This is a genomic window from Curtobacterium sp. MCPF17_001 (assembly GCF_003234615.1).
Lineage (GTDB): Bacteria > Actinomycetota > Actinomycetes > Actinomycetales > Microbacteriaceae > Curtobacterium.
Window position 1 is genome coordinate 79,716 of the sequence record NZ_QKSL01000011.1, and the last position, 26,209, is coordinate 105,924.

A 26,209-nucleotide genomic window follows, 5' to 3' on the forward strand; every position below is an offset into this window, starting at 1 on the left:
CGGTCAGACTGCGCTGCGACCCGTCGTCCGACGACGACGGAGGGCGAGGAGCCCGCCACCGGCGGCGAGGAGCGCGAGCGCCGCCGCGAGGCCACCGCCGATCTCCGCACCGGTGAAGGCCAGGCCGCCCGCGGTCGTCCCACCCGCACCCGGGGTCGTGCCCGCACCACCGGCGATCGGCGCCGGGGTCGGGTCGGCCGTGGGTTCGTCGTCCGTGCCGGGCTCCGGCGTGGGCTCGGGCGTCGGGCCGCCCGGCGCCTCGGCCGCGGTCAGGTCGAAGCCGACCAGGATCGGGTCGTGGTCACTCGCGCGGTACACGTCGTCGGTGTAGAGGTCCGAGACGTTGACGTTGTACCGGCTGTACTCCAGGCCCACCGACTCGGTCGAGTTGATGTTCCAGATGTCCACGCCGGTGACGCTCGCCAGTGCTGCCGGTGATGCGAGCACGTGGTCGAGGGAACCGCTGAGACCGCTGAACACGTACGAGTACTCGCTCCGGTCGCGGGCCGGCGCCAGGTCGGTGTACCCGGCGTCGCGGAGGACGACCATCGGGTCCTCCTCGCTGTACGCGTTGAAGTCGCCGATCAGGAACGTCTTGTCGGTGCCGTACTGCGCCTGCATCGCGGCGGAGAAGGTCGTGAGGGCTCGGGCCTGGCGCACGCGGTCCGCGTTCGAGGCGCCCTGGCCGTCGCCCTGGTCGGCGTTCTCGCCGGTACCGGAGCCCTTCGACTTGAAGTGGTTCGCGATGACCAGGAAGTCGTCGTCCGCGGTCCCGCCGACCGGGCGGAACGCGTCCGCGACCGGCTGGCGCTGGAAGACGTCGGAGTCGGTGAGGATCGTCGACTCGGCGGTCGGGGCGACCCGGGCCTTCTTGTAGATCAGGGCCAGGCGGATCACGTCCTCGTCGGCGGCGAGCTCCGTCGGTGACGGGACGTACGCCCAGGTGTCGGAGCCGGTGGCGGCGTTGAGCGCGTCGACGAGGGTGGCGACCGCGGCGTCCCGGTCCTGCCCGAAGGCCGCCGAGTTCTCGATCTCCTCGAGCGAGACGACGTCGGCGCCCAGGCCGTTGATCGCCGTGACGATCTTCACCTGCTGGCGTGCCAGGTCCTCCGGCTCGGCAGCGCCGCGGGCGTCACAACCGGAGTCCACCGTGATCGGGTCACCCGTGCGGTCCCGGAAGTACGTGCAACCGGTCAGCTGGTCGCCCGTGGTCGGGAAGTAGTTCAGGACGTTGAACCCGGCGAGCTTCAGGTCCCCACCGACCGCGGCGGGCGCGGCGGTGCGCACGTCCGAGAACGTCGCGGGCAGGTCGGCCTTCGGGGTCGCGCCGGTGATCGGCGCCGTCGGCTGGAACTTCCAGGCGTTGTTCCGGTAGTCGAGCACCACGGGTGCGGTGAACGTCGTGGTGGCGCCGACCGTGACCGGGCCCGCGTTCGTCAGCCAGGGCACGGGGATCGACCGGGCCGACTGGTCCTGGTCGTCGCGGGGCAGGAAGTTCGTGCTCGCGCCGTCGTCGAGCGTGACCTTGCGCGCTGCGTTGTCGGCGGTCACCGCGGCGGCCTCGGCGCTGCCCGGGCGGGCGACCTCGGTCGGCTGCAGCAGACGTCCCGGGCCCGTGGCGAGCGCGATCTCGCCGTACTGGTTCGTCGTGTAGTTGTCGGCGACCGTGTAGTCACCCTGCGGGGCGACGAGCATGCTCTCGAGCATCTCCCGCTCGGCGTCCGTGCGGGGGAAGGCCACGGCGACCGGGACCGGGGCGGCGGCCGGGGTGGTGAGCTCCGTCAGCCCGGCGGCGCTCGGGACGGTGAGCTCGGTGAGGCCGTCGAACTCGGACACGGTGCCGGTGACCTGGACGTGGTCGCCGATCGCGACCAGTCCGGCCGTGGCGGCGGAGTAGACGTACAGGCCGTCGGAGGCGGTCCGCGCGGCCAGGGTGGTTGCGCCTCCCGTGCCCGGCGTCTGGATCGTGTACCCGTTGAGCCCACCGGTGGCGTACACCGCGGTCACGACACCGCTGGTGGTGACGGTCGAGCCGACGAGCGGCGAGGTGTCCGTCGTACCCTGGATCTCGGGGATGGTCGCGGCGACGGGGGTCGTCGGCGGGGTCGTGCCGCCACCGCCCGGAGTCGGCGTGGTGCCGCCTGGCGCCGTCTCGCCGGCGGCGTTCCGCGGGGTGATCGACCGCGTCAGCGTGAAGTCCGCCGCGTTCGCGTCGGTGTCGGTCGTCCCCTGCCGGACGAGGGCGTCCGGGGTGCTGTTCGCGCCCGAGGGGTTCGTGGCCGGGGCGGTCTCCGACGTGTTCGCGGCGCCGTACCCGAGCAGGTCCACCACGCCGGGCGTCGCCGTCGTGACCGCACCCGCGGGCAGCGACAGTGCCGTCGGCTGGTCGGAGAGGACGAGTGTCCCGCTCGCGCCGGAGGCGTTCAACGTCGAGACGACGTCGGGCGCGGGCAGTGCATCGCCGACCTTCCCGTTCGACGCTCCCTGCACGAGGTACGTGCCGTTCGCCGGGACGGAGCCGGTGAGCGGCACGACGGTGCTCGACGCTCCCGTGCCCGTCGCCGACCGGTACTGCAGCGACCACCCGTCGACGGACACCGCGGCGCCGGTCGGGTTGCCGATCTCGACGAACCGGTTGGTGAACGGCTGGTTCGCACTGCCGCCCTTGAGGTACGCCTCGGTGATGACGAGTCCGGTGCCCGTCGGGTTCGCGGAGGCGGCGGTGACGGTGACGAGCGGTGCGGCGACCAGGGTCGCGGCAGCCGTGGCGCACAGCAGGGTGCGTCCGACGCTTCGTGGCATGGGGACCTTCGGTTCGTGGTCGGGAGTGATCCCGTGAACCGTACGGGCCTGCGGGGACACACAGGTTACGACGAGGTGAAACCTCTCCCCCGGACGAGGGTCGACCGGGTGTTCCATCCGGCCCACGCGAGCAGCGACGCAGCCGCCGTCACCACGACGGGCTCGACCACTGCCTCACGACCCGGAGAGCACACGCAACAGCGCCACCCCCGCTGCAGCGACGTACCACCCCACGAGGTTCCCGCGTCTCCTCGCGAACGCCAGCGAGCCGGCCATGGCAGCCACCGTGACGACGGCCGCGACCCCGCGGATCGTCAGACCCTGGCCCGTCACGCCGACGACGCAGCACCCCAGGGTCGCGACGACCGCCAGGAGTGAGACGACGGCCTGGCGGATCCTGCCGCGTCCGAGCGACCCGGCGTCGGCCTCTCCAGTCATGCCCCTGCGGACGATGTCCATGGTGGTTCCCTCCTCGTCGCGGCTCCACTGCCGGTCGATCCCCATGTCACATCTGCCGTTCCGGTACCGGTCGCCGATGCCCGGGCAACGCCGTCACGCCTGGATCGGCACCCACTCCGACCCCACCCGGTGCACCGCCGGCCCGTGCCCCGGCAGCACGATCGCCGGGTAGGCCAGCGCCCGCGCCGACTCCACGGCGAGCGCCTGGTCCGCGGTGAAGAACGGTGTGATCATCCGCGGCCGTGGCGCCCACGCCGCGGGCTGCGTGTCGTGGTGCGTGACGACGGCGTCGCCGGTCACGATCGCGTCGGCAGCGGGCAGCAGGTACGCGGTGGAGCCGTCGGTGTGCCCCGGCACGGGCAGCGGCGTCATCGCCCGGCCCTCGAAGTCACGGGCGGTGAAGGCGCGCGCGCTCGGCACCGTCGTCGGGCGGAGGGCGTCCGAGGCGATCGCGCGGCCGAGCCAGCGCAGCACGCGGGGTGCGGCGAGGCGACCGCCGATCTCGGCCGGCGTCACCTGCTGGCGCGACGGCCCGCGGACGTTGTCGAGTTCGTCGGCGTGCGCCAGGACCTCGACGTGCGGGAAGCGCTCGAGGATCCCGGGCAGACCCCCGACGTGGTCGACGTGCCCGTGCGTGACGTAGACGCGGCGGAGCTCGTCGAGGTCGTGTCCGGCGAGCAGCACGCTGTCGAGCACCAGGTCGGTGTCGGCCGGGTAGCCCGCGTCGATGAGGGCGACGCCGTCCTCCTCCGCCAGGACGACCCAGTTCGACACCGGCCCCTCGACGAAGACCACACCGGGTGCGACGGAGACGACGGAGCGCGGAGCACGAGGAGCCATCCCCCGACGCTACCGTCAGGCGCTAGCGCCCGCCCTCGTCCGACAGGTCGCCGGGCCGGTGTCCCTCCGCGTCGCGACGGGCGCGTGTCTGGACGGCCCGCGCCTCCAGGGCGTCGTCGTCCGGGTACCCGACCTCGGTCAGGGTGAGTCCGCGGGCCGGGGCGGTGGTGAAGGCGCTGGTGCGTTCCGCCGCGACGCGGAGCCCGTCGAGTTCGTCCGGCGTCAGCCGGCCCTCGCCGACGGCGAGGGTGCCGCCGACCATCGCGCGCACCATGGAGTGGCAGAAGGCGTCGGCCTGGAGGCTCGCCACCAGCACGCCGTCCGGCTCACGCTCCCAGCGGAACTCCTGCAGGGTCCGGATCGTGGTCGCGCCGACCCGCGGCTTGCAGAACGCCGCGAAGTCGTGCAGCCCGAGCAGCCGCAGCGCACCGCGCTCCATCGACGCCGGGTCGAGGCGCCCCGGGTACCAGGTCGTGTGCCCACGGCGGAGGGGGTCGCGGAGGGCGTCGACGTCGGCGACCCGGTACCGGTAGCGCCGCCAGAGCGGGGAGAACCGGGCGTCGAAGCCGGCCGGGGCGACGCGCACGCTGCGGACGACGACGTCCCCGTCGGCGCCGGCGAGCCCGTTGAGCCGTCGGACGAGCCCGGTGAAGGCGTCGCGGACGGTGCCGTCGGCGCTCGGACGCTTCGGCCGGGTCAGGGCGGCCCACTGGTCCGGGCTGAGGTCGAGGTGCGCGACCTGTCCGGTGGCGTGGACGCCGGTATCGGTGCGCCCGGCGACCGTCAGCCGGGGTGGTTCGCCCCACCGGGTGAAGACGGTGGCGAGGGCGTCCTCGAGCACACCCTGCACGGTCCGGAGTGCGGGCTGCCGCGCCCATCCGGAGAAGCCGGAACCGTCGTACGCCAGGTCGATCCGCAGTCGCACGCCGGTGTCGTCTGCGCCGGTGTCGTCTGGTGTCCGGGCCGTCTCGCTCACGCCCTCCACGGTACCGATGTCAGCGCCGCGTCAGTGCCGCGTGAGCGGTGCTCGGCAGTGTCCTCCCCGTACACGACGTCGACGGAAGGACACGACGATGACCACGACACCGCTCGCGGTGGAGGCCTCGGGCCTCGTGAAGACGTTCGGCAGCAACCGGGCCGTGGACGGCGTCGACCTGCGGGTCGAGGCCGGCACGGTGTACGGCGTGCTCGGTCCGAACGGCGCCGGCAAGACCACCACGATCAGCATGCTCGCGACCCTGCTCCGCCTGGACGGCGGCGAGGCGCGGGTGTTCGGCCACGACGTCCGCCGGGAGCCGCACGTGGTGCGGCAGCTCATCGGTGTGACCGGCCAGTACGCCAGCGTCGACGAGACCCTGAGCGCGACCGAGAACCTCGTCGTCTTCGGCCGGCTGCTCGGGCTGTCCCGGACGGAGGCGAAGCGGAAGTCGACGGAGCTGCTCGAGCGCTTCGGGTTGAGCGAGGCCGCACGACGACCGCTCCGCGGGTTCTCCGGCGGCATGCGCCGACGGTTGGACCTGGCTGCGAGCCTCATCGCGCAGCCGCCGCTGATCTTCCTCGACGAGCCGACGACGGGCCTCGATCCCCGGACCCGCGCGCAGATGTGGGACACGATCCGGGAGCTCGTCGCGACCGGGTCGACGGTGCTGCTGACGACGCAGTACCTCGACGAGGCCGACCAGCTCGCGGACCGGATCGCGGTGATCGACCACGGCCGGGTCGTGGCCGAGGGCACGAGTGACGAGTTGAAGGCCTCGATCGGCACCGCGTCGCTGCAGCTCCGGCTGGCCGACTCGACGCCGGCACGACTGGCCGAGGCGTCCGACCTGGTGCTCCGCGTGCTCGGGACCGCGGCGGTGGCGAGCCCGGAGGGCTCCCGCCTGACCGCGCCGATGGCGGACCCCGACCGGGTCACCGACCTGCTCGTGTCCTTCCGGGACGCCGGCATCTCCCTCGCTGAGATGAGCGTGCAGAAGCCGACGCTCGACGAGGTCTTCCTCACCATCACCGGCGAGGGGGCGGGCGCTGGCACGCCTGCACCCGCCGCCCGCGCGCTCGAAGGGAGCAACGCATGAGCACGCTCACCACCCCCGACCTGGCCGCCGCACCGTCGGGTGCCCCGCGGGTCGCCCCGCGGCCGGGTGTCGGCGGATCCGGCCTGGCCGCGACCGTCCGACAGTCGCTGACGATGGCGTACCGCGGCCTGGTCAAGGTCCGACGCACGCCGGAGCAGCTCTTCGACGTGACGCTCATGCCGATCGTGTTCACCGTGATGTTCACGTACATCTTCGGGGGCGCGATCGCCGGGGACGTCAGCAGCTACCTGCCGATCATCATCCCGGGCATCCTCGTGCAGACGAACATCACGTCGTCGATCGTCACCGGCGTGCAGCTCCGTGAGGACATGGACAAGGGCGTGTTCGACCGCTTCCGGTCGCTGCCGATCGCCCGTATCGCCCCGCTCGCCGGAGCGCTGCTCGCCGACACCGTCCGCTACGCGATCGCCACCACGATCACCTTCACCGTCGGGTTCATCATGGGGCTGCGTCCCGCCGGTGGCATCGGCGCGGTGCTGGTCGCCGGCCTGCTCGTCGTCGTCGTGGCCTGGGCGATCAGCTGGGTCTTCGCCTACTTCGGTGTCGTCGCCCGCACCGCGTCGAGCGTGTCGGGCATCTCGAACCTGGTGCTCTTCCCGCTGACGTTCCTGTCGAACGCGTTCGTCCCGGCGGACACGCTGCCGGACTGGCTGCACTGGTTCTCCGACGTGAACCCGATCTCGCACCTCATCACCGCGGTCCGCGACCTGGTCAACCACGGCACGGTCGGCGGCGACCTGTGGTTGAGCCTGCTCGGCGCAGCGGTCGTCGTCACGGTGTTCGCCCCGCTCACCGTCCGGGCCTACATGCGGAAGGCCTGACCGCCTCGAGCGCCCCTCGCGCGGCAGCGACGGCCTCGGCCCGGGACATCCCGGCCGAGGCCGTCTCGGCGTCCACCACGAGGGCCTCGCCGACCGCGGCCACGACCAGCGGCCGGAGCCGTCCGTGACCGAGGACCGCGAAGTCCTGTCGGGCACCCAGACGGAGCGCACTGCCCCAGGCAGCGGCGACGAGGGCCGGATCGACTCCGCGGTCGATCGCCTCGAGCGCGGCGCCGAGGACGGCCGTCCCGACGACCGGCAGGTCGTTCCACAGCGACGGCATGCGGAGCGCGACCAGGGCGCTCACCCGGACCTGCCGGGCGAGGTCCGCACGGGCCTCCCGACCGGCGTCCTGGAGGCCCGCTGCGGCCCCGGCGGACCGGCCCCGCGCCGCCTCGTCCTGCGCGGCCTCGTCCTGCGCGGCCAGGAGCGCCGCACCGATGACCATCACCCACTGGCTCGCCTCGCGCCGGTGCGGCACCACCTGGTCCCAGGCACGCCGGTACTCGACGACCGCGCGTGCGGGGTCCCCCTCGGTCCGTGCGACCTCGGCCCGGACCGCGTGCGCGAGCAGCGTCATCTGTGCCCGCTCCCCGCCGGGGCCGCCACCCGGGCCACCGACCGGTCCGGAACCGGGGGACGCCGGGAGCGCGGCGAGTTCGGCCGCCAACGAGCGGGCGCGATCGACGTCCCCGGTCGCCGCGGCGCTCAACCCGACGCTCCACCCGACCTCGACCAGGTCGTCCTCGGCGCCGAACTGCTCGAGCCGTTCGCGGGCTGTGGCCGCCGCGGCGAGTGCCTGCTCGTACCGACCGAGCTGCCCGGCGAGCTGCGTCACCGAGACGGCCGCGGTGCCCGAGGTCCAGACGTCACCGGCCTGCTCGGCGAGCAGCCGCGCGCGGGTCGAGAAGCCGAGGGCGCGTTCGAGTTCACCGTCGTTCTCGGTCAACGGTGCGCTGAGCAGGTGCGCCAGGCACGCCACCCCGGTGTCCGGGTCCTCGCGGAGTCGGGTCAGGGCGCTCTCACCCGCGGCCCGACGGCCGAGGGTGAGGAGCAGCTCGGCCTGGGCATCGACCACCGGGACGCCGGTCACGCCGGCCCGGCGCAGGCGGCGGAGCGCGGCGCGGGCGCGCACCGAGGTGCGGCGGTCGGAGAAGGCGGCGGTCGCGCAGGCGATGACGAGGCCGAGGACGGCGGCCGTCCGCACGCCGGTCGCGGTCTCGTGCTCGTGCTCGGCCTCGGCCTCGGGTGGGACGGTGCGGAGGACGGCCACGACGTCGGACGCGATCGCCGCGACCTCACCGTGCGCCCCGCGGAACGACCAGTACCCGGCGAGTGCCGAGAAGAGCGGCGCGACCGCGACGGCGTCCCCTGCGCGCAGGCTCCAGCGCAGCATCGTGACGAGGTTGTCGGCCTCGCGTTCGAGCACCCGGAAGCGCGCGACCTGGTCCGTGGTCCGCACGATGAACAGGTCGTGTCCGGCCGCGACCCGGCAGGCCCAGCGGGTCATCGCGGCGCGGACGTCCCCGGTGGCGCCGGACTCCTCCAGCCGTGCGGCACCGAACTCGCGGACGGTCTCGAGCAGGCGGTAGCGGACGGGCTCGCCCTCCTGCTCGACGAGCTGCACGAGGGACTGCTCGACCAGTTCGGCCAGGTCGTCGAGGGCGTCGTGCACCCGTGACGGTGCGGCGACCGCTTCGACGGCGTCGACGGACAGGCCGTCCGGGAAGAGCGCGAGTCGGGTCAGCAGGTCGCGGGCCCCGTCGTCGAGCAGTCGCCAGCTCCACTCGATGACGGCGAGCAGGGTCCGGTGCCGTTCCGGGGCCGACCGGTCGCCACCGCGGAGCAGCGCGAAACGGTCGTCGAGTCGTCGTTCGATCTCGTCGACGCTCATCCCGCGGATCCGCGCGGCGGCCAGCTCGATCGCCAGCGGTGACCCGTCGAGCCGGGTGCAGATCCGGCGGACCGCGTCGACCGGCAGCACCGCACCCGGTCGTGCCGCGCGTGCCCGGTCTGTGAACAGGCGGACGGCGGCCCCGTCGGCTTCCACCGGCAGTGGCGCCAGCGGTGCGACGACCTCGCCGGCGACCGCGAGCGGCGCACGCGAGGTCGTCAGGACCCGCAGTCCGGGCAGCTCCGCGAGCAGGTCGGCGGTGAACGCGGCGACGGGTTCGAGGATGTGCTCGCAGTTGTCGAGCACGAGCAGGGTGGGTTCCTCACCGAGCGCTCGGACAACCCGGCTCCGCAGGTCGGCCACCACGGCGTCCCGCAGGCTCCGTGCACTGCGGACCTCGGCGATCCCCAGCAGCGCACCGATCGCGGGCACCACGTCCTCGCCGGTGGTGAGCGGCGCGAGCTCGACCACGACGACGCCGCAGGCAGGCGGGACCGTCGTCGCCGCGGCCTGCGCGAGTCGCGTCTTGCCGAGACCGCCGGCACCGAGGATCGTCACCAGCCGCGCCTGGGACAGGAGGCGCGTGACGGTGGCGAGGTCGGCCTCCCGTCCGATGAGCGCGTTCGGCGCGGCCCGCAGCCCGACCCGCCGGACCGAGCCGCTGACGGGACCGGTGCTGCGGAGCACCTCGGCGTTGAGCCGCACCAGGTCGGCGGACGGGTCGGCGCCGAGTTCGTCGGACAACCGGTCGCGGTGTGCGGCGAACACGGCGAGCGCCTCGGCTGCCTGTCCGGCATCGGCGAGGGCACGGACCAGCCCGGCGACGGCTGCCTCGTCGAACGGGTCGGCCGCGGCCTCGTCGCGCCAGAGGGCTGCGGCGGCATCCGGGTCGCCACTGGACTGGAGGGCCGTGGCGAGCCGACGACGGAGGTCCCGTCGGACCGCGCCCGCCCGGTCGGCGAGCTCCTCGGCGACGGAACCCTCGAGGTCCCCTCCGGGCTCGCCGCGCCAGCGGTCCAGGGCCGCGCGCAGCACCGGCGCGTCCGGGGTGCCACCGAGCATCCGTTCGGCCGCACCGAGGTCGGTCTCGTCGGTGTCCACGCCGAGGACGTACCCGGACGCGGTGGAGACGACGAGCCCGTCGGCGGTGGCGCGGCGGAGGCGCGAGACGAGCGTCTGCAGGGCCGCGCGGGCGCCCCTCGGTGGTTCGTCGGCCCACAGGTCGTCGATGAGGGACTCCGTGGTCACGGCGCGGCCACGCGCCAGGACGAGTGCGGTGAGGAACGTCCGAGCCAGCGTCCCGGGGACCGGGACGAGGGCACCGGTCGGGTCCTCGGCGAGCACCGGACCGAGGACGGCGACACGGAGCTCGGGCACGCTCGGAGTCTAGGCGCGCCCCGTCACCCGATCGTGGTGGGAACGGCCTCTGCTGCCGTCGTGCCCACCCGTACCCTGAGCATGTGTTCACACGCCTCCGCCGCATCACGACCGCCGCCGTCGCGGTCACGGTCGTCCTCGGTCTGACCGCCTGCTCCGGCACCGACTCGTCGTCCGCGCCGGGTCCGACGTCGGGAGCTGCGAGCGGGACGACCTCCACGCCGGACAACGGGGCTGCCGGGTCCGACCGGGAGGGTGCCGACCAGCGGATCTCCTTCGGGCGTACCCCGGACAGCGCCGGATGGCCGAGCTGTGCGCAGCTGCTGCCGGGTGGCCTGGTCGAGGCGGTCGTCCCGGGCGTCGCCGTCGAGGACCCGCTCACCGGGCAGGCGCACACCCTGGGCGCGTGGGCGTTCGCGCAGGCCGCCGGTGGCGCATCCTGCTGGGCCACCAACGGGGTGGCCACGCTCGACGACGTCGCGGAAGCCCGGCGGGACGACCCCGTGTTCCAGGGCGTCCACGTGTCGGTGCTCCCCGACGCGACCCCCGAGTTCCGGGCTGCGGGCGGGAACGACGCCGCGGGCGCGAGCATGTCCACGACCGAGGTCCGCTGTGACGCGACGGATGCCGCACGCGTGCAGTGCCAGGGTGGCGTCCTGGCCGGTGACGCCTGGGTCGACGTCACGGCCGTCCAGGCGCAGGACAGCGCCGCTGCGACGCCCGAGGCCGTGCTGCCCGCCTTCCGGACCCTCCTCGGACACGTGCAGCAGGACGTGGCGGGCTCCGCCGGAGCGTCGGTGTCCACCGGTCATGCCGCAGCGAGCAGCCGACTGACGGTGTGCGACAGCAGCCGAGTGGACGACGTCAGCGACGTCAACCTCTCGACGCCGTCCGACGTGGCCACCGACACCGCCGCCGAACTCGGCGACTTCGCGATGCACCGGGTCGAGGGCGCCGTGTGTGTCTTCCGCTACGACGGCTCGGGGCGCTACCCGCTGACCGGTGCCGCGTACTCCGACCTGCCCGACGGCGGGTGGGTGCTCGAACAGCGGCTCGGCAGCGGCACGGTCGACCGGTCCGGCCGACTCGACCTCGACGGACTCGAGAGCGGCGACGCCGCCTGGCGCACCTGCGACGACATGCTCTGCTCGGTGGACGTCCTGCGGGACGGCACCTGGGAGCACTTCGCGCTCTGGCGTGCGGTCGCGCCGGACACCACCTCGGCGATCGTCCGCTGGGTGGAGGCCTCGCTGGCCGCCTGAGCCGGCTACCGCTCCCGGGGGCGCTGCGGACGGCCCGTTCGCGGCCGTCGCCCGACCCGGTCGCGGACCCGCTCGCGGATCGGTCGCCGGTCCGTGTCGTCCGAGGGCCCGGTCGCGGTGTCCAGGTCCTGCGTCGCCTGGCGCTCGGACTCGACGATGCCGCGGAGCGACACCAACGCGGACGAGGTCACCGCCACGTCCGACGGGTACTCGCGCGATGCGTCGAGCGCCCGCTCGAGTTCGGAGATCGCCCGGTCGCCCTCCTCCGGCGGGTGGTCGCCCCGGATCATCGCCGCCACCTGCCGGACCGCCGTCGTGAGCGGCACGGTGAACGCCTCGTCCGGCCGACCGAGATTCGACGACACCGGGCCTGACCGGGCGACGAGTTCGGTGAGGTCCGTCGTGTACCAGGCGACCCGCTCGAGTGCGCGGAACCGGGAACCGTCGCGCTGCAACCGCGCACGCGATCCCCGGAGCGCTCCGCGGGGGTTGATGCGACGACTCTCCTGCGCGATCGACACCCGGCTCCGCACGTCGGCGATGGCACGGTCCAGGCGGTCCTGCGCGCGGTCCCACGCCCGCTCGTCGCGCTGCCCCTGCTCGAGCACGTCGGCCAGTCCGTCGAGGTGTTCGGCCAGCACGCTGTTCACCTGGTCGATCCGACGTTCGGCGTCCCAGAAGCGCAGCGGTGGGAACACCAGGAAGTTCACCAGCAGGCCGACGACCACACCGACCGCCATCTGCACGAGGTACCCGAGCGAGTACCCCTCGGCGTGGGCGCCGCCGACGAGCAGCACGAAGAGCGCCGCCGTGGAGACCCACGAACTGCCCTCGCCGAGGATCCGGAACCCACCGACGAGCACACCGACGCCGACCGCGAGGGCGACCGCCAGGACTCCCGGCTCGCCCACCCACATCGTGAAGGCGGCGACGGCGATGCCCAGGGCGATGCCGACCAGGGTCTGCACGCCGCTCCGGAGGCCGGCGAACACCGTCGTCTGCATGGCCACCACCGCACCGAGCGGGGCGTAGTACGGGTAGTCGGACGCAACGCCCGGGACGTGCCGGGCGACCGTCCATGCGAGTGCTCCGGCGGCGGCGGCCTTGCCGGCGTGCAGCAGGCGCGGCTGCGTGCCGGAGCTCCGACTCCACCGCCAGACTCGCGTGCCGACCCCGGCGATGTGCTGGAACTGCATGGGTGCTCTCGTCTCGTCGGCCGGCACCGTGCCGGGGGCGCAGGGCGTGCCTCCCGGCCGGGCGGGTGCACGCACGAACACGGGAGGGCCCCCGCAGCCTGCGCTGCGAGGGCCCTCCGGTGTGGTGCGGTGTGACTACTTGGACGTGTCCGCGGCGTCGTCCGACTTGGCGGCGGCGTCGGCCTCGACCTCAGCGGCAGCGTCGGTCGTGGTCTCCTCGGCGACCGGGGCCGACTCCTCGGTGGTCTCGGTCTCCTCGACCGGGGCCTCCGTGATGTCGGACTCCGTCGCGGCCGGCGCTGCGGCGGCCGGAGCAGCCGTGCGCGAGACCGGAGCCGGCGTGCTCGACACGGGCTCGAGGACGAGCTCGATCGAGGCGAGCGGCGCGTTGTCGCCCTTGCGGAAGCCGAGCTTCGTGATGCGGGTGTAACCGCCCTGGCGGTCGGCCACCTGCGGCGCGATCTCGGTGAACAGCGTGTGCACGACGGTCTTGTCGCGCAGGGCTGCGATCACACGACGACGAGCGTGCAGGTCGCCACGCTTCGCGAACGTGATGAGCCGCTCGGCGACCGGGCGGAGGCGCTTGGCCTTCGTCTCGGTTGTGGTGATGCGGCCGTGCGTGAACAGGGCGTTGGCGAGGTTGCTCAGGAGCAGGCGCTCGTGGGCGGGACCGCCACCGAGGCGGGGGCCCTTGGTGGGCTTCGGCATGTCAGTTCTCCAGTGGTGATGGTGGTGCGCCCCGTGTCAGGAGCGCGTGCGCGTCAGCGCGAGGTCAGTTGCTGGACTCGTCCTCGTCGTACCCGCTGTAGAAGTGGGCACCATCGAATCCGGGGACGGTGTCCTTGAGGGACAGGCCGAGCTCGGTGAGCTTGTCCTTGACCTCGTCCACCGACTTCTGGCCGAAGTTGCGGATGTTCATGAGCTGCGTCTCCGAGAGGGCGACGAGCTCGGACACCGTGTTGATGCCCTCGCGCTTCAGGCAGTTGTAGCTCCGGACCGACAGGTCGAGGTCCTCGATCGGCGTCTGCAGCTCGTTCGACAGCACGGCGTCGACCGGCGCGGGGCCGATCTCGATGCCTTCAGCCGCCGTGTTGAGCTCGCGGGCGAGCCCGAACAGCTCGACGAGCGTGCGACCGGCCGACGCGATGGCGTCGCGCGGCGTGATCGCGGGCTTCGACTCGACGTCGACGACCAGACGGTCGAAGTCCGTCCGCTCACCGGCACGCGTCGCCTCGACGCGGTAGGTGACCTTGAGCACGGGCGAGTAGATCGAGTCGATCGGGATCTGACCGGCTTCGCTGAACTCCGAACGGTTCTGCGTCGCCGAGACGTAGCCGCGGCCACGCTCGATGGTCAGTTCCAGCTCGAAGCGAGCTGCGTCGTTCAGGGTCGCGATGACGAGGTCCGGGTTGTGGATCTCGACACCGGCCGGCGCGGAGATGTCCGCAGCGGTGACCTGTCCGGCGCCCTGCTTGCGCAGGTAGGCCGTGATCGGCTCGTCGTGCTCACTGGAGACGACCAGGCTCTTGATGTTCAGGATGATCTCGGTGACGTCCTCCTTGACACCGGGAACGGTGCTGAACTCGTGGAGGACACCGTCGATGCGGATGCTCGTGACGGCAGCACCCGGGATGGACGAGAGGAGCGTGCGGCGCAGCGAGTTGCCGAGGGTGTACCCGAAGCCCGGCTCGAGCGGTTCGATGACGAAGCGCGAGCGGAATTCGGAGATGGACTCCTCGTTCAGGGTGGGGCGCTGTGCAATGAGCACTGTGGAATTCCTTTCGGCGAAGTGTCCGCTATATGACACTTGGCGGTACGACGGGGCCGGCCGGGCCCCGACGGGTCTGTTTCAGTTGTGATCACGCGCACAGGAGTGCGCGATCGAACGACCAGGAATGGCCGCCCCCACTCGTCCCGGTCAGGGAACGAGCGGGGAACGGCCGGTTGCTCCTCGCGTCAGACGCGGCGGCGCTTCGGCGGGCGGCACCCGTTGTGCGCCTGCGGCGTCACGTCGTTGATCGAGCCGACCTCGAGGCCAGCGGCCTGGAGCGAACGGATCGCCGTCTCGCGACCCGAACCCGGGCCCTTGACGAAGACGTCGACCTTCTTGACGCCGTGCTCCGCTGCCTGGCGGGCAGCCGACTCGGCGGCGAGCTGCGCCGCGAACGGCGTCGACTTGCGCGAGCCCTTGAAGCCGACGGCCCCGGAGGACGCCCAGCTGAGGACGGCACCCGACGGGTCGGTGATGCTGACGATGGTGTTGTTGAACGTGCTCTTGATGTGGGCCTGGCCCACAGCGACGTTCTTCTTCTCCTTGCGGCGCGGCTTGCGCGCGGCGGTCTTGGGGGTAGCCATCGTGATCTCCTATCGAGCCTTCTTCTTGCCTGCCACGGTGCGCTTCGGACCCTTGCGGGTACGAGCGTTCGTCTTGGTGCGCTGACCGCGCACCGGGAGACCGCGACGGTGGCGGAGACCCTCGTAGCTACCGATCTCGACCTTGCGGCGGATGTCGGCGGCGACCTCACGGCGGAGGTCACCCTCCACCTTGAAGGTGCCCTCGATGAAGTCACGGAGGGCGACGAGCTGGTCGTCGGTGAGGTCCTTGACGCGGATGTCGCCGGAGATGCCGGTCTCCGCGAGCGTCTGGACGGCGCGGGTACGGCCGACCCCGTAGATGTAGGTGAGTGCGATCTCCACGCGCTTCTCGCGCGGGATGTCGACGCCTGCTAGACGTGCCATTGTGCTGGCTGCTCCTGTTGTCGATGGAGGTGTGGCGCAGTGCCGGTGCCCGGGCCTCCGACCCGAGGTGTCCCCCGACCGCTGGTGCGGACGGGATCTGACACTGCGTTGTCGATGTTCAGTTGTGGGTCGTGCTCGAGCCGCTGGCAGTCTCTCGACTGGCGGCCCCGGTCGTGCAACCGGACCGGAGTCCGTTCCGGAGCAGCTCTCGCTGGTCCGTCAGGGACTAACCCTGGCGCTGCTTGTGACGCGGGTTGCTCTTGCAGATCACCATGACGCGGCCCTTGCGGCGGATGACGCGGCAGTGCTCGCAGATGACCTTGACGCTGGGGTTGACCTTCATTGTTCCTTCCTCGTGCTCGCTGGCTTCGTGCTCGGCGGGTTCGCCTTGCCGTTCCTTTCCAGCTCGCGGATCACTTGTAGCGGTAGACGATCCGGCCGCGGGTCAGGTCGTACGGGCTCAGCTCCACGATCACGCGGTCCTCGGGGAGGATGCGGATGTAGTGCTGGCGCATCTTCCCGGAGATGTGCGCGAGGACCTTGTGTCCGTTGGTCAGCTCAACGCGGAACATCGCGTTGGGCAGAGCTTCGAGCACCGAGCCTTCGATCTCGATGACGCCGTCTTTCTTGGCCATAGCCTCACTGTCGCTTGGTTGGATTACCGGTGTGATCCCCGAGCCGGTCTGCGGGTTCGGGCGCCACGCCAGAAGGCATGGCACACCAAAGATCGATCTTATGTGGTAGTCGGCGGATTGCCAAGTGCGGGTTCCGCGCTGCGCACGTCGGGCCCCGGTCCGGCGTGCGGTGAGCACCCGTGCGGCAGGGGTCATGCACCCCAGTGCAGGGGGTGGATCGTCCGTCCGGGTCCGCAGATGCGCTGTTCCACAGGGATCTCCTGGCCACACCGTCGTCGCCACCGAGCCCGGAGCCGTACGGTGACGGGAGCAGTGACCGAAGGAGAACCCCGTGCCCGACGCCCCCGGCCGCACGCGCCCTGTCGCGCGACACGGTCGCCTCCCCCGCCGACGCGGGTGGACGACCCTGCTCACCGTCGTCGCCGCCGCCGCCGCGGTGGTGCTGGTCAGCGGCACCAGCGTCGCCACCATCGCCGCAGCGCAGCTCGCCGCCGCACCGCGGACCGTGCAGCTGAGCACCGACGACCAGAGCACCGCGAAGACAGCCGACGTCACCGCGATCAAGGGCGGTGCGAACATCCTGCTCATCGGCAGCGACACCCGCATCGGACAGTTCGACTCCGACGAGGACGTCGAGGGCGCCCGGAACGACGTCACGATGCTCATCCACGTGTCCGAGGACCACCAGCAGCTCACCGCAGTCAGCTTCCCCCGCGACCTCATGGTCCCGATCCCGGCCTGCACCAACCCGGAGACCGGCACCACCTACCCGGCGGCGTCGTCCGCGCAGTTCAACACGGCGCTCGGGAACGGTGGTGTCTCCTGCGTCGTCGACACGGTCGAGAACCTCACCGGCCTGACGGTCCCGTACGCCGGACTCATCACCTTCGACGGCGTGATCGAGATGTCGAACGCCCTCGGCGGGGTCGACGTCTGCGTGGCCTCCCCGATCGACGACACGTACACGGGGCTGCACCTCAGCGCCGGTGCCCACTCGCTGCAGGGCTCGGACGCCCTCGCCTTCCTGCGGTCCCGCCACGGCGTCGGCGACGGCAGCGACCTGGCGCGGATCAGCTCGCAGCAGGTGTTCCTGTCGGCGCTGCTCCGCCAGGTGACGTCGAACGGCACGCTCTCGAACCCGATCACGCTCTACAAGCTCGCCGGTGCGGCGCTGTCGAACATGACGCTCTCGGACGGCCTCGCCCAGACCCGCACCCTGGTCGGGCTCGCCTCCGCACTCCGGGGGATGAGCACGTCGAGCATGTTGTTCGTCCAGTACCCCGTCGTCGACGACCCGGCGGACTCCGCCCGCGTGGTCGTCGACGAGGCGAACGCCCACACCCTCAACGTCGCCCTGCAGACGGACGAGCGGACGACGCTCAACGACTCCTCCACGGGTCGAGCCTCGCGGGAGTCGTCCGACACCGCGAGCCCGTCGGCCTCCGCGTCACCGTCGGACCCCGCGACGACGCCCGGTGCTGCGACGACGGCTCCCGAGACACCCGCTCCGGAGACCACGACGACCAGCAGCCCGTCCTCGACGCCGCTCCCCTCGTCCATCACCGGCCAGAGTGCCGCCGAGCAGACCTGCTCTGTGGGGAACTGACCCCGACGGCCCACGGTCACGACGCGGCGCGTCCACGACTCGACGGGAGGCCCGTCGCCAGCAGGCGACGGGCCTCCCGTCATGTGGGCCGGTGCGTCGGCAGGCCGCGAAGCACGACCCCGACGCGGGTGGAGTCGGGTTCCGCGGCTCCGTGGACCCTGTGGCCGTCCGGCTCCTGGGCGCAGTCCGCTACGGGACCGGGACCGGCGTCACGCCGAGCGGCTCGAGGCCGGCGGCACCACCGTCGGCCGCCGTGAGGACCCAGATCCCACCGGCGTGGACCGCGACGCTGTGCTCCCAGTGGGCGGCGTCGGAACCGTCGAGCGTCCGCACGGTCCACTCGTCGGCGTCGGTCGAGCTGTCGATCGTGCCCGCGGTGACCATCGGTTCGATGGCGACGGCCAAGCCCGGCTTGACGGCAGGCCCGGCGCCACGGACCCGGTGGTTGAACACCGGTGGTTCCTCGTGCATCGAACGCCCGATGCCGTGCCCCGTGTAGTCCTCGACGATGCCCCAGTCACCGGTCTCGTCGATGGCGTCCTCGACCGCCGCGCCGACCTCGTGCAGGTGCTTCGCGTGCGCGAGGGCGGCGACCCCGTGCCAGAGCGCGCGTTCGGTGGTGTCGCAGAGCTTCTGACGCGCCGTGGCCGTGGCGGCGTCACCACCGGGCACGACGACGGTGAAGGCGCTGTCGCCGTTCCACCCGTCGACCTCGGCGCCGGCGTCGACCGAGACGATGTCACCCGGCTCGAGGGTGCGGTCCCCCGGGATGCCGTGCACGATCTCGTCGTTCACCGAGACGCACAGCGTGTGTCGGTAGCCCGGGACCAGCTGGAAGTTCGGCACACCGCCGCCGTCGCGGATGGTGCGCTCCGCGATCGCGTCGAGCTCACCCGTGGTGACGCCCGGCCGGACAGCGGCGCGGACGGCGTCGAGCGCCTGCGCCGTGAGCAGCCCGGGGCGCACCATGGCGCGGAGCTCCTCGGGCGTCTTGTAGATCGATGGCTTCCGGAGACGCGACACGGAACTCAGACCGAGGCTGCGAGGCCGCGGGCAGAGAGCGCCGCAGCGATCCGGTCGCCGACCTCGTCGACCGCGCCGAGGCCGTCAACGTCCACGACCAGCCCACGCTCCTGGTAGACCGCCACGAGCGGAGCGGTCTGCTCCTGGTACACCTGCTGGCGGCGGCGGATGGTCTGCTCGTTGTCGTCGGCGCGGCCCTGGTCGGCCGCGCGGTTGAGCAGTCGCCCGACCAGCGCGTCCTGGTCCGCGACGAGCTGCACGACGGCGTCGATCCCGGTGCCCTGCTCAGCGAGCAACCCGTCCAGGTACTCGACCTGGGCCGGCGTCCGCGGGTAACCGTCGAGGAGGAACCCGTCAGCGGCATCCGACTCGGCGAGGCGGTCGCGGACCAGCTCGTTCGTCAGGTCGTCCGGGACGTAGTCGCCCGCGTCCATGATCGCCTTCGCACGCTGACCGAGGGGCGTGCCCTCGGAGACGTTCTTCCGGAAGATGTCCCCGGTCGAGATCGCGGGGATCCCAAAGGACGACGCGATCCGACCGGCCTGCGTGCCCTTCCCGGCTCCGGGAGGTCCGACGATGACGAGACGTGCGCTCAACGGAGAAGCCCTTCGTAGTGACGTTGCTGCAGCTGCGAGTCGATCTGCTTCACCGTCTCGAGGCCGACACCCACGATGATCAGGATGCTGGCACCGCCGAACGGGAAGTTCTGGTTCGCCCCGAACAGCGCCAGTGCTGCGAGCGGGATGAGTGCGATGAGACCGAGGTAGAGCGCACCGGGCAACGTCACCCGGGTCAGGACGTAGTCGAGGTACTCGGCGGTCGGACGTCCGGCACGGATGCCCGGGATGAACCCGCCGTACTTCTTCATGTTGTCGGCGACCTCTTCGGGGTTGAAGGTGATCGCGACGTAGAAGTACGTGAAGCCGACGATGAGCAGGAAGTACAGGACCATGTAGAACCAGTTGTCACCCGAGGTCAGGTTGCTCTGGATCCAGGTCACCCACGGGGCCGGCGCGGAGCCGTCCGAGGGCTGGTTGAACTGCGCGATCAGCGCCGGCAGGTAGAGCAGCGACGACGCGAAGATGACGGGCACGACGCCGGCCATGTTCACCTTGATCGGGATGTACGTGTTGTTGCCGCCGTACGTACGCCGCCCGACCATGCGCTTGGCGTACTGCACCGGGATCCGTCGTTGCGACTGCTCGACGAACACGACGGCCATCATGATCACCAGTCCGACCAGGATCACGAAGAGGAACAGCTCGAAGGACTGCGACTGCTCGATCGCCCAGAGGGCCGACGGGAACTGCGCGGCGATCGAGGTGAAGATGAGCAGCGACATGCCGTTGCCGATGCCGCGCTCGGTGACCAGCTCGCCCATCCACATGATGAGGCCGGTACCGGCGGTCAGGGTGATGACCATGAGCAGGATCGCGTACCAGCTGTCGTTCGAGATGATCGACGTGCAGGACGCCGAGGCGCTCGTGCCGAACAGCGCGCCCGAGCGGGCGACGGTGATCAGGGTGGTGGACTGCAGCACGCCCAGCGCGATGGTGAGGTAGCGCGTGTACTGCGTCAGCTTGGCCTGACCCGACTGACCCTCCTTGTAGAGGGAGTCGAAGTGCGGGATGACCACGCGCAGGAGCTGCACGATGATCGACGACGTGATGTACGGCATGATCCCGAGCGCGAACACCGACAGCTTCAGGAGCGCGCCGCCGGAGAACAGGTTGATCAGGTCGTAGAGCCCGCCGGAGGACGACGCGGACGCCAGGCAGGCCTGGACGCTGGCGTAGTCGACGAACGGTGCGGGGATGTACGAGCCCAGGCGGAACAGCGCGATGATCGCCAGGGTGAAGCCGATCTTCTTGCGAAGATCTGGGGTGCGCATGATGCGCGCGACCGCTCTGAACACGAGTTACTCCGAACTTCTGTGACCGGTCGAGCCGGTCGAGCCGGGCGAGGTGCCCGTGGCCGGAAGCGCCGACCCCGTGGCCCGTTGACGCACGTCGAACGACGCAGTCTTGCCGGGCCTGCCATCAAGGAAACCGTAACGGCGGCCCGCGCGCAATGCGCGGGCCGCCGACGGGGACTACTTGGTGACGGTGCCGCCCGCCGCCACGATCTTCTCCTCGGCGGATGCCGAGACCTTGTCGACCGTGACCGTGAGCTTCACGCTGATGTCACCCTGACCGAGAACCTTGACCTTCTCGTTCTTGCGGACGGCGCCCTTGGCGACCAGGTCCGCGACGGTGACGTCGCCACCGTTCGGGTAGAGCTCCGCGATCTTGTCCAGGTTCACGGGCTGGTACTCGACGCGGAACGGGTTCTTGAACCCGCGGAGCTTCGGGGTGCGCATGTGCAGCGGCATCTGCCCACCCTCAAAGCCGACCTTGACCTGGTACCGGGCCTTCTGACCCTTGGTACCACGGCCGGCGGTCTTGCCCTTCGAGCCCTCACCGCGACCCACACGGGTGCGGTCCTTCTTCGAGCCAGCGGCCGGACGAAGGTGGTGCACCTTCAGGATCTGGACGCGCTCGTTCTTCTCGTCGCTCATGCGTCGACCTCCTCGACCTTCACGAGGTGCGCCACCGTGGCGACGTACCCGCGGTTCTGGGCGTTGTCCTCACGCAGGACCGTACGGCCGATGCGCTTGAGACCCAGGCTGCGGAGCGTGTCGCGCTGGTACTGCTTCTCGCTGATGACGGACTTCGTCTGCGTGATCTTCAGCATGGCCATCAGGCACCTGCCTTCTCGTTCGCGGCGGCACGCGCGGCTGCCTCGGCGTGCAGCAGGCGAGCCGGCACGACGTGGTCGACGGGGAGGCCACGACGTGCTGCGACGGCGCGGGGCTCCTCGAGCTGCTTGAGGGCCTCGACCGTGGCGTGCACGATGTTGATGGTGTTCGACGAGCCGAGCGACTTGCTCAGGACGTCGTGGATACCGGCGCACTCGAGAACGGCGCGGACCGGACCACCGGCGATGACACCGGTACCGGCAGCGGCCGGACGCAGGAGGACGACGCCAGCAGCGGCTTCACCCTGCACCGGGTGCGGGATCGTGTTGCCGACGCGGGGGACGCGGAAGAAGTTCTTCTTGGCCTCTTCGACGCCCTTCGAGATGGCGGTCGGGACCTCGCGGGCCTTGCCGTAGCCGACGCCCACCAGACCGTTGCCGTCACCGACGACGACGAGCGCGGTGAAGCTGAAGCGACGACCACCCTTGACGACCTTGGAGACGCGGTTGATGGTGACGACGCGCTCGAGGAACTGGCTGTCGCCACCCCGCCCGTTGCGGTCGCCGCCACGGCCACCCTGCTGGCGGTCACGGCCGCCACCGCTGCCGCCACCACGGCGACCACGGTTGTCGACGGAGTCGCGGTTGTTCGAAGCCGAACCCGCCGCGGTCTCGACGGGACGCTCGACGACGGGGACCTCAGGCTCCTTGACCGCGGGGGCCTTGGCGTCTGCGTCGGTCGTCTCGGCAGCGTCGCTGCTCTCCGTGGCGGTGTCCGCCTCGGTCGGCGCCGCAGCGGTCGTGTCGACCTCGGCGTCGGTCGTGGCCTCGGCCTTGACCTCGGCGTCGTCGTTGGTGTTCGCGATGTCGCTCACAGGTTCAGCCCTCCTTCACGGGCACCGTCGGCGATCGCGGCGACGCGACCGGCGTACTTGCTACCACCGCGGTCGAAGACCACGGCCTCGACGCCAGCCGACTTCGCGCGCTCGGCGACGAGCTCGCCGACACGACGGGCCTTGGCGGTCTTGTCGCCGTCGAACGAGCGGAGGTCGGCCTCCATCGTCGATGCGCTGGCGAGGGTGTGACCCTTCGCGTCGTCGATGACCTGGACGAACACGTGACGTGACGAACGGGTGACGGCGAGGCGGGGACGGGTCTCGGTCCCGGTGATCTTCTTCCGGAGACGGTTGTGGCGGCGGGCCTTGGCTGCCGCCTTGCTCTTGCCTCGAGTACGAGTTCCGATGGCCATGATCACTTACCTGACTTTCCGGCCTTGCGGCGCACGATCTCGCCGGCGTAGCGGACACCCTTGCCCTTGTAGGGCTCGGGCTTGCGCAGCTTGCGGATGTTGGCCGCGACCTCACCGACGAGCTGCTTGTCGATGCCGTTCACGGTGACCCGGTTGTTGCCCTCGACGGCGAAGCTGATGCCTGCCGGCGGGTTGACCGTGATCGGGTGGGAGTACCCGAGCGCGAACTCGAGGTCGCTGCCCTTGGCGGCCACGCGGTAACCGGTACCGACAACCTCGAGGCCCTTGGAGTAGCCCTGGGTCACGCCGATGATCTGGTTCGCGATGAGCGACCGGGTCAGGCCGTGCAGCGCGCGGGAGGAACGCTCGTCGTCCGGACGGCTGACGAGGACCTGGTTGTCCTCGACAGTGGCCTGGATGGGCTCAGCGATGACGAGCGTGAGCTCGCCCTTCGGGCCCTTGACGGCGACGTTCTGGCCGTCGACCGAGACGGTCGCTCCGGCCGGGATGTCGATGGGGAGACGTCCGATACGAGACATGATCGATCACCAAACGTAGGCGAGGACTTCCCCACCCACGCCCTTCTGCTCGGCTTCGCGGTCGGTCAGGAGCCCCGAGGAGGTCGACAGGATCGCCACGCCGAGGCCACCGAGGACACGGGGCAGCTCGGTCGACTTCGCGTAGACACGGAGGCCCGGCTTCGAGACGCGCTTGATGCCGGCGATCGAGCGCTCGCGATCGGGGCCGTACTTGAGTTCGATGGTCAGGGTCTGCCCGACACGGGCGTCCTCGACCTTCCACTCGCTGATGTAACCCTCGCGCTTGAGGATGTCAGCGATGGTCTGCTTGAGCTTGGAGCTCGGAAGCGAGACGGCGTCGTGGTGCGCCGAGTTCGCGTTCCGCAATCTGGTCAGCATGTCTGCGACCGGATCGGTCATCGTCATGATGCGTATCCGTTCTTCGTCCGGTTTCGATCACCCGTTCCACGAGTGCCGACCTCGACGATCGATGTGATCCCAGGGCGGTTCCCCGGGATCGGTGTGACTTCGTGCGTGCGGGCCGGAGGAGATGAACTCCTCCGGCCCGCACCGCCCGGAGTAGCTTAGACCGTCTGCTCGCCCGAACGGAACGGGAAGCCGAGCTGGCGGAGCAGCGCGCGGCCTTCGTCGTCCGTCTTCGCGGTGGTCACGACGGTGATGTCGAAGCCACGCACGCGGTCGATGCGGTCCTGGTCGATCTCGTGGAACACGCTCTGCTCCGAGAGACCGAAGGTGTAGTTGCCGTTGCCGTCGAACTGGCGGTCGCTCAGGCCACGGAAGTCGCGGATGCGCGGGAGCGCCAGCGACAGCAGGCGGTCCAGGAACTCCCACGCACGGTCACCGCGGAGGGTGACGTGTGCGCCGATGGCCTGGCCCTCGCGCAGCTTGAACTGCGCGATCGACTTGCGGGCCAGCGTGACCTGCGGCTTCTGACCGGTGATCGCCGTGAGGTCCTTGATGGCACCCTCGATGATCTTCGAGTCGCGCGCGGCCTCACCGACACCGGTGTTGACGACGACCTTGACCAGGCCGGGGACCTGGTTGACGTTCGCGTAACCGAACTGCTCGGTCAGCGCCGCCTTGATCTCGTCGCGGTACTTCTGCTTGAGGCGCGGCTGAACTTTCTCAGTCGTCGCGGCAGTCGTGTCAGTCATCAGAGCTTCTCACCAGACTTCTTGGCGTAGCGGACGCGGACGGTCTTGGTGACGCCGTCCTTCTCCACCTCTTCGTTGCGGAAACCGACGCGGGTCGGCTTCTTGGTCGTCGGGTCGACGATCGCGACGTTGGACACGTGGATCGGAGCTTCGTGCTGCTCGATGCCACCGGTCTTCGAACCGCGCTGGGTCTGACCGACGCGGACGTGCTTGGTCACGAAGTTGATGCCCTCGACGACCAGACGGTCGCCGCGGACCTCGATGACCTTGCCCTGCTTGCCGCGGTCGCCGCCACGCTCCTGCGTGGCACCGGTGATGACCTGGACCAGGTCACCCTTCTTGATGTTCGCCATGGCTTACAGCACCTCCGGCGCGAGCGAGATGATCTTCATGAACTTCTTGTCACGGAGCTCGCGACCGATCGGCCCGAAGATGCGCGTACCGCGCGGGTCGCCGTCAGCCTTGAGGATCACTGCCGCGTTCTCATCGAACTTGATGTAGGAGCCGTCGGCACGACGGGTCTCCTTCTTGGTGCGAACGATGACCGCCTTGACGACGTCACCCTTCTTCACGTTGCCGCCGGGGATGGCGTCCTTCACCGTGGCGACGATGACGTCACCGAGGCCGGCGTAGCGACGACCCGAGCCGCCGAGAACACGGATGGTGAGGATCTCCTTGGCGCCCGTGTTGTCAGCCACCTTCAGGCGGGATTCCTGCTGAATCACTGCTGTCTCCTATTCCGAAGCGGGCCGAGGCCTACTTGGCCTTCTCGAGGATCTCGACCAGGCGCCAGCGCTTCGTGGCGCTGAGGGGACGGGTCTCGCTGATGACGACCAGGTCGCCGATGCCGGCGGAACCCTGCTCGTCGTGGGCCTTGACCTTCGACGTGCGACGGATGACCTTGCCGTAGAGGGGGTGCTTCACGCGGTCCTCGACCTCGACGACGATCGTCTTGTCCATCTTGTCGCTCGTGACGTAGCCACGACGGGTCTTGCGGTAGCCGCGGGTGACGGCGGCGGAGTCCTTCTCTTCGGTGGCCATCAGTTCTCCTCGGCGGTCGCGGCCTCGGTCGACTCAGCCGGCTTCTCGGCCTTCTTCGACGACTTCTTGGCCTTCGGGGCGGTCTCGACGGGCGCGGGCGTGGCACGGATGCCGAGCTCGCGCTCACGGAGCACGGTGTAGATGCGCGCGATGTCGCGCTTGACGGCACGGAGACGGCCGTGGCTCTCCAGCTGGCCGGTGGCCGACTGGAAGCGGAGGTTGAACAGCTCCTCCTTGGCCTTCTTCAGCTCGTCAGCGAGACGCTCGTTCTCGAACGTGTCGAGCTCCGTCGGACGGAGCTCCTTGGAACCGATCGCCATTATGCGTCGCCCTCCTCGCGCTTGATGATGCGTGCCTTGAGGGGCAGCTTGTGAATTGCACGGGTCAGTGCCTCGCGAGCGACGTCGTCGCTCACACCGGCGAGCTCGAAGAGCACGCGACCCGGCTTGACGTTGGCGACCCACCACTCGGGCGAACCCTTACCGGAACCCATTCGGGTCTCAGCCGGCTTCTTGGTCAGCGGGCGGTCCGGGTAGATGTTGATCCACACCTTGCCGCCACGCTTGATGTGACGCGTCATGGCGATACGAGCGGACTCGATCTGACGGTTGGTCACGTAGGCCGGGGTGAGCGCCTGGATTCCGTACTCACCGAAGGAGACCTTCGTGCCACCGGTCGCCTGACCCGAACGCTTCGGGTGGTGCTGCTTGCGGTGCTTGACTCGACGGGGGATAAGCATG

General features: G+C 70.7%; 31 protein-coding genes. 4 read left to right on the top strand and 27 right to left on the bottom strand.

Features of this window, described 5'->3' with window-relative positions; translation table 11 throughout:
- Positions 1-3 precede the first annotated feature (3 nt).
- The 4 genes from DEJ24_RS11515 to DEJ24_RS11530 all read right to left on the bottom strand — a co-directional run bounded on the left by DEJ24_RS11515 (position 4) and on the right by DEJ24_RS11530 (position 5,077).
- Positions 4-2,802 (bottom strand): ExeM/NucH family extracellular endonuclease, encoded by a 2,799-nt coding sequence (locus tag DEJ24_RS11515; RefSeq protein WP_220036713.1) that lies wholly within the window; start codon positions 2,800-2,802, stop codon positions 4-6.
- A gap of 174 nt (positions 2,803-2,976) precedes the next feature.
- Complete coding sequence (locus DEJ24_RS11520; protein ID WP_146245978.1) at positions 2,977-3,261, bottom strand: hypothetical protein; 285 nt, start codon at positions 3,259-3,261, stop codon at positions 2,977-2,979.
- Positions 3,262-3,354: 93 nt separating this feature from the next.
- Positions 3,355-4,101 carry an MBL fold metallo-hydrolase gene (locus DEJ24_RS11525; protein ID WP_111078758.1) on the bottom strand — a complete coding sequence of 249 codons (747 nt, stop codon included), beginning with the start codon at positions 4,099-4,101 and terminating at the stop codon, positions 3,355-3,357.
- Between the two features lie 22 nt (positions 4,102-4,123).
- Positions 4,124-5,077, bottom strand: a complete 954-nt coding sequence (locus DEJ24_RS11530) for a tRNA pseudouridine synthase A (RefSeq protein WP_375334706.1) — start codon at positions 5,075-5,077, stop codon at positions 4,124-4,126.
- A 97-nt stretch (positions 5,078-5,174) separates the two neighbouring features.
- Here DEJ24_RS11530 and DEJ24_RS11535 point away from each other — a divergent pair, with 97 nt between their 5' ends.
- A complete protein-coding gene (locus tag DEJ24_RS11535; protein WP_111078759.1) occupies positions 5,175-6,176 on the top strand; it encodes an ATP-binding cassette domain-containing protein in 1,002 nt (333 codons plus the stop codon).
- Complete coding sequence (locus DEJ24_RS11540; RefSeq protein ID WP_111078760.1) at positions 6,173-7,018, top strand: ABC transporter permease; 846 nt, start codon at positions 6,173-6,175, stop codon at positions 7,016-7,018. The genes DEJ24_RS11535 and DEJ24_RS11540 overlap by 4 nt, the downstream gene beginning before the upstream one ends.
- On the opposite strand, the gene DEJ24_RS11545 is transcribed toward DEJ24_RS11540, so the two are convergent.
- Entirely contained in the window at positions 6,987-10,289 is a 3,303-nt protein-coding gene (locus tag DEJ24_RS11545; RefSeq protein ID WP_111078761.1) for a BTAD domain-containing putative transcriptional regulator, read from the bottom strand. The two genes, DEJ24_RS11540 and DEJ24_RS11545, sit on opposite strands and share 32 nt — an antisense overlap.
- Positions 10,290-10,372: 83 nt before the next feature.
- Between DEJ24_RS11545 and DEJ24_RS11550 the strand changes: the two genes are divergently transcribed.
- Entirely contained in the window at positions 10,373-11,551 is a 1,179-nt protein-coding gene (locus DEJ24_RS11550; RefSeq protein WP_111078762.1) for a hypothetical protein, read from the top strand.
- 5 nt (positions 11,552-11,556) lie between these two features.
- Here DEJ24_RS11550 and DEJ24_RS11555 read toward each other — a convergent pair whose 3' ends face one another.
- The 7 genes from DEJ24_RS11555 to infA all read right to left on the bottom strand — a co-directional run bounded on the left by DEJ24_RS11555 (position 11,557) and on the right by infA (position 16,121).
- Entirely contained in the window at positions 11,557-12,747 is a 1,191-nt protein-coding gene (locus DEJ24_RS11555; protein WP_111078763.1) for an FUSC family protein, read from the bottom strand.
- Positions 12,748-12,882: 135 nt separating this feature from the next.
- Positions 12,883-13,455, bottom strand: a complete 573-nt coding sequence (rplQ, locus tag DEJ24_RS11560) for a 50S ribosomal protein L17 (RefSeq protein ID WP_111078764.1) — start codon at positions 13,453-13,455, stop codon at positions 12,883-12,885.
- Positions 13,456-13,519: 64 nt separating this feature from the next.
- Positions 13,520-14,515, bottom strand: coding sequence for a DNA-directed RNA polymerase subunit alpha (locus tag DEJ24_RS11565; RefSeq protein WP_110903551.1), 996 nt, complete (start codon positions 14,513-14,515; stop codon positions 13,520-13,522).
- 188 nt (positions 14,516-14,703) lie between these two features.
- On the bottom strand, positions 14,704-15,102 hold the full coding sequence (gene rpsK, locus DEJ24_RS11570) for a 30S ribosomal protein S11 (RefSeq protein ID WP_110824227.1): 399 nt from the start codon (positions 15,100-15,102) through the stop codon (positions 14,704-14,706).
- Between the two features lie 9 nt (positions 15,103-15,111).
- Positions 15,112-15,486 carry a 30S ribosomal protein S13 gene (gene rpsM, locus DEJ24_RS11575; RefSeq protein WP_110903552.1) on the bottom strand — a complete coding sequence of 125 codons (375 nt, stop codon included), beginning with the start codon at positions 15,484-15,486 and terminating at the stop codon, positions 15,112-15,114.
- Positions 15,487-15,712: 226 nt separating this feature from the next.
- A complete protein-coding gene (rpmJ, locus tag DEJ24_RS11580) occupies positions 15,713-15,829 on the bottom strand; it encodes a 50S ribosomal protein L36 (RefSeq protein WP_111073925.1) in 117 nt (38 codons plus the stop codon).
- Positions 15,830-15,899: 70 nt separating this feature from the next.
- Positions 15,900-16,121, bottom strand: coding sequence for a translation initiation factor IF-1 (gene infA, locus DEJ24_RS11585; protein WP_017885509.1), 222 nt, complete (start codon positions 16,119-16,121; stop codon positions 15,900-15,902).
- A gap of 331 nt (positions 16,122-16,452) precedes the next feature.
- Here infA and DEJ24_RS11590 point away from each other — a divergent pair, with 331 nt between their 5' ends.
- Positions 16,453-17,727 (top strand): LCP family protein, encoded by a 1,275-nt coding sequence (locus tag DEJ24_RS11590; protein WP_111078765.1) that lies wholly within the window; start codon positions 16,453-16,455, stop codon positions 17,725-17,727.
- A gap of 189 nt (positions 17,728-17,916) precedes the next feature.
- Here the strand turns inward: DEJ24_RS11590 and map are convergent, their stop codons facing one another.
- The 15 genes from map to rplP all read right to left on the bottom strand — a co-directional run bounded on the left by map (position 17,917) and on the right by rplP (position 26,208).
- Positions 17,917-18,696 (bottom strand): type I methionyl aminopeptidase, encoded by a 780-nt coding sequence (map, locus tag DEJ24_RS11595; protein ID WP_375334707.1) that lies wholly within the window; start codon positions 18,694-18,696, stop codon positions 17,917-17,919.
- 59 nt (positions 18,697-18,755) lie between these two features.
- Positions 18,756-19,346, bottom strand: a complete 591-nt coding sequence (locus tag DEJ24_RS11600; RefSeq protein ID WP_110903555.1) for an adenylate kinase — start codon at positions 19,344-19,346, stop codon at positions 18,756-18,758.
- Complete coding sequence (gene secY, locus DEJ24_RS11605) at positions 19,343-20,665, bottom strand: preprotein translocase subunit SecY (protein WP_110824231.1); 1,323 nt, start codon at positions 20,663-20,665, stop codon at positions 19,343-19,345. Before secY ends, DEJ24_RS11600 begins: the two co-directional genes overlap by 4 nt.
- A gap of 177 nt (positions 20,666-20,842) precedes the next feature.
- Positions 20,843-21,307 carry a 50S ribosomal protein L15 gene (rplO, locus tag DEJ24_RS11610; protein ID WP_110903556.1) on the bottom strand — a complete coding sequence of 155 codons (465 nt, stop codon included), beginning with the start codon at positions 21,305-21,307 and terminating at the stop codon, positions 20,843-20,845.
- Positions 21,304-21,489, bottom strand: coding sequence for a 50S ribosomal protein L30 (gene rpmD / locus DEJ24_RS11615; protein ID WP_022906355.1), 186 nt, complete (start codon positions 21,487-21,489; stop codon positions 21,304-21,306). The genes rplO and rpmD overlap by 4 nt, the downstream gene beginning before the upstream one ends.
- Entirely contained in the window at positions 21,489-22,361 is an 873-nt protein-coding gene (gene rpsE, locus DEJ24_RS11620) for a 30S ribosomal protein S5 (RefSeq protein WP_111078767.1), read from the bottom strand. The genes rpmD and rpsE overlap by 1 nt, the downstream gene beginning before the upstream one ends.
- Entirely contained in the window at positions 22,358-22,735 is a 378-nt protein-coding gene (rplR, locus tag DEJ24_RS11625; protein ID WP_110824233.1) for a 50S ribosomal protein L18, read from the bottom strand. Before rplR ends, rpsE begins: the two co-directional genes overlap by 4 nt.
- A gap of 2 nt (positions 22,736-22,737) precedes the next feature.
- A complete protein-coding gene (rplF, locus tag DEJ24_RS11630) occupies positions 22,738-23,274 on the bottom strand; it encodes a 50S ribosomal protein L6 (protein WP_110903558.1) in 537 nt (178 codons plus the stop codon).
- 6 nt (positions 23,275-23,280) lie between these two features.
- Entirely contained in the window at positions 23,281-23,679 is a 399-nt protein-coding gene (rpsH, locus tag DEJ24_RS11635) for a 30S ribosomal protein S8 (protein ID WP_110903559.1), read from the bottom strand.
- 158 nt (positions 23,680-23,837) lie between these two features.
- Positions 23,838-24,428, bottom strand: a complete 591-nt coding sequence (gene rplE, locus DEJ24_RS11640; protein ID WP_110903560.1) for a 50S ribosomal protein L5 — start codon at positions 24,426-24,428, stop codon at positions 23,838-23,840.
- The gene (rplX, locus tag DEJ24_RS11645; protein ID WP_110903561.1) at positions 24,428-24,781 is read right to left on the bottom strand and encodes a 50S ribosomal protein L24; all 354 of its coding nucleotides are present in this window, start codon (positions 24,779-24,781) and stop codon (positions 24,428-24,430) included. Before rplX ends, rplE begins: the two co-directional genes overlap by 1 nt.
- 3 nt (positions 24,782-24,784) lie before the next feature.
- Positions 24,785-25,153, bottom strand: a complete 369-nt coding sequence (gene rplN / locus DEJ24_RS11650) for a 50S ribosomal protein L14 (RefSeq protein ID WP_110903562.1) — start codon at positions 25,151-25,153, stop codon at positions 24,785-24,787.
- 31 nt (positions 25,154-25,184) lie between these two features.
- Entirely contained in the window at positions 25,185-25,469 is a 285-nt protein-coding gene (rpsQ, locus tag DEJ24_RS11655) for a 30S ribosomal protein S17 (RefSeq protein ID WP_110903563.1), read from the bottom strand.
- A complete protein-coding gene (gene rpmC / locus DEJ24_RS11660) occupies positions 25,469-25,789 on the bottom strand; it encodes a 50S ribosomal protein L29 (protein ID WP_110903564.1) in 321 nt (106 codons plus the stop codon). Before rpmC ends, rpsQ begins: the two co-directional genes overlap by 1 nt.
- Positions 25,789-26,208 (bottom strand): 50S ribosomal protein L16, encoded by a 420-nt coding sequence (gene rplP, locus DEJ24_RS11665; protein ID WP_110903565.1) that lies wholly within the window; start codon positions 26,206-26,208, stop codon positions 25,789-25,791. The genes rpmC and rplP overlap by 1 nt, the downstream gene beginning before the upstream one ends.
- Position 26,209: the final 1 nt, after the last annotated feature.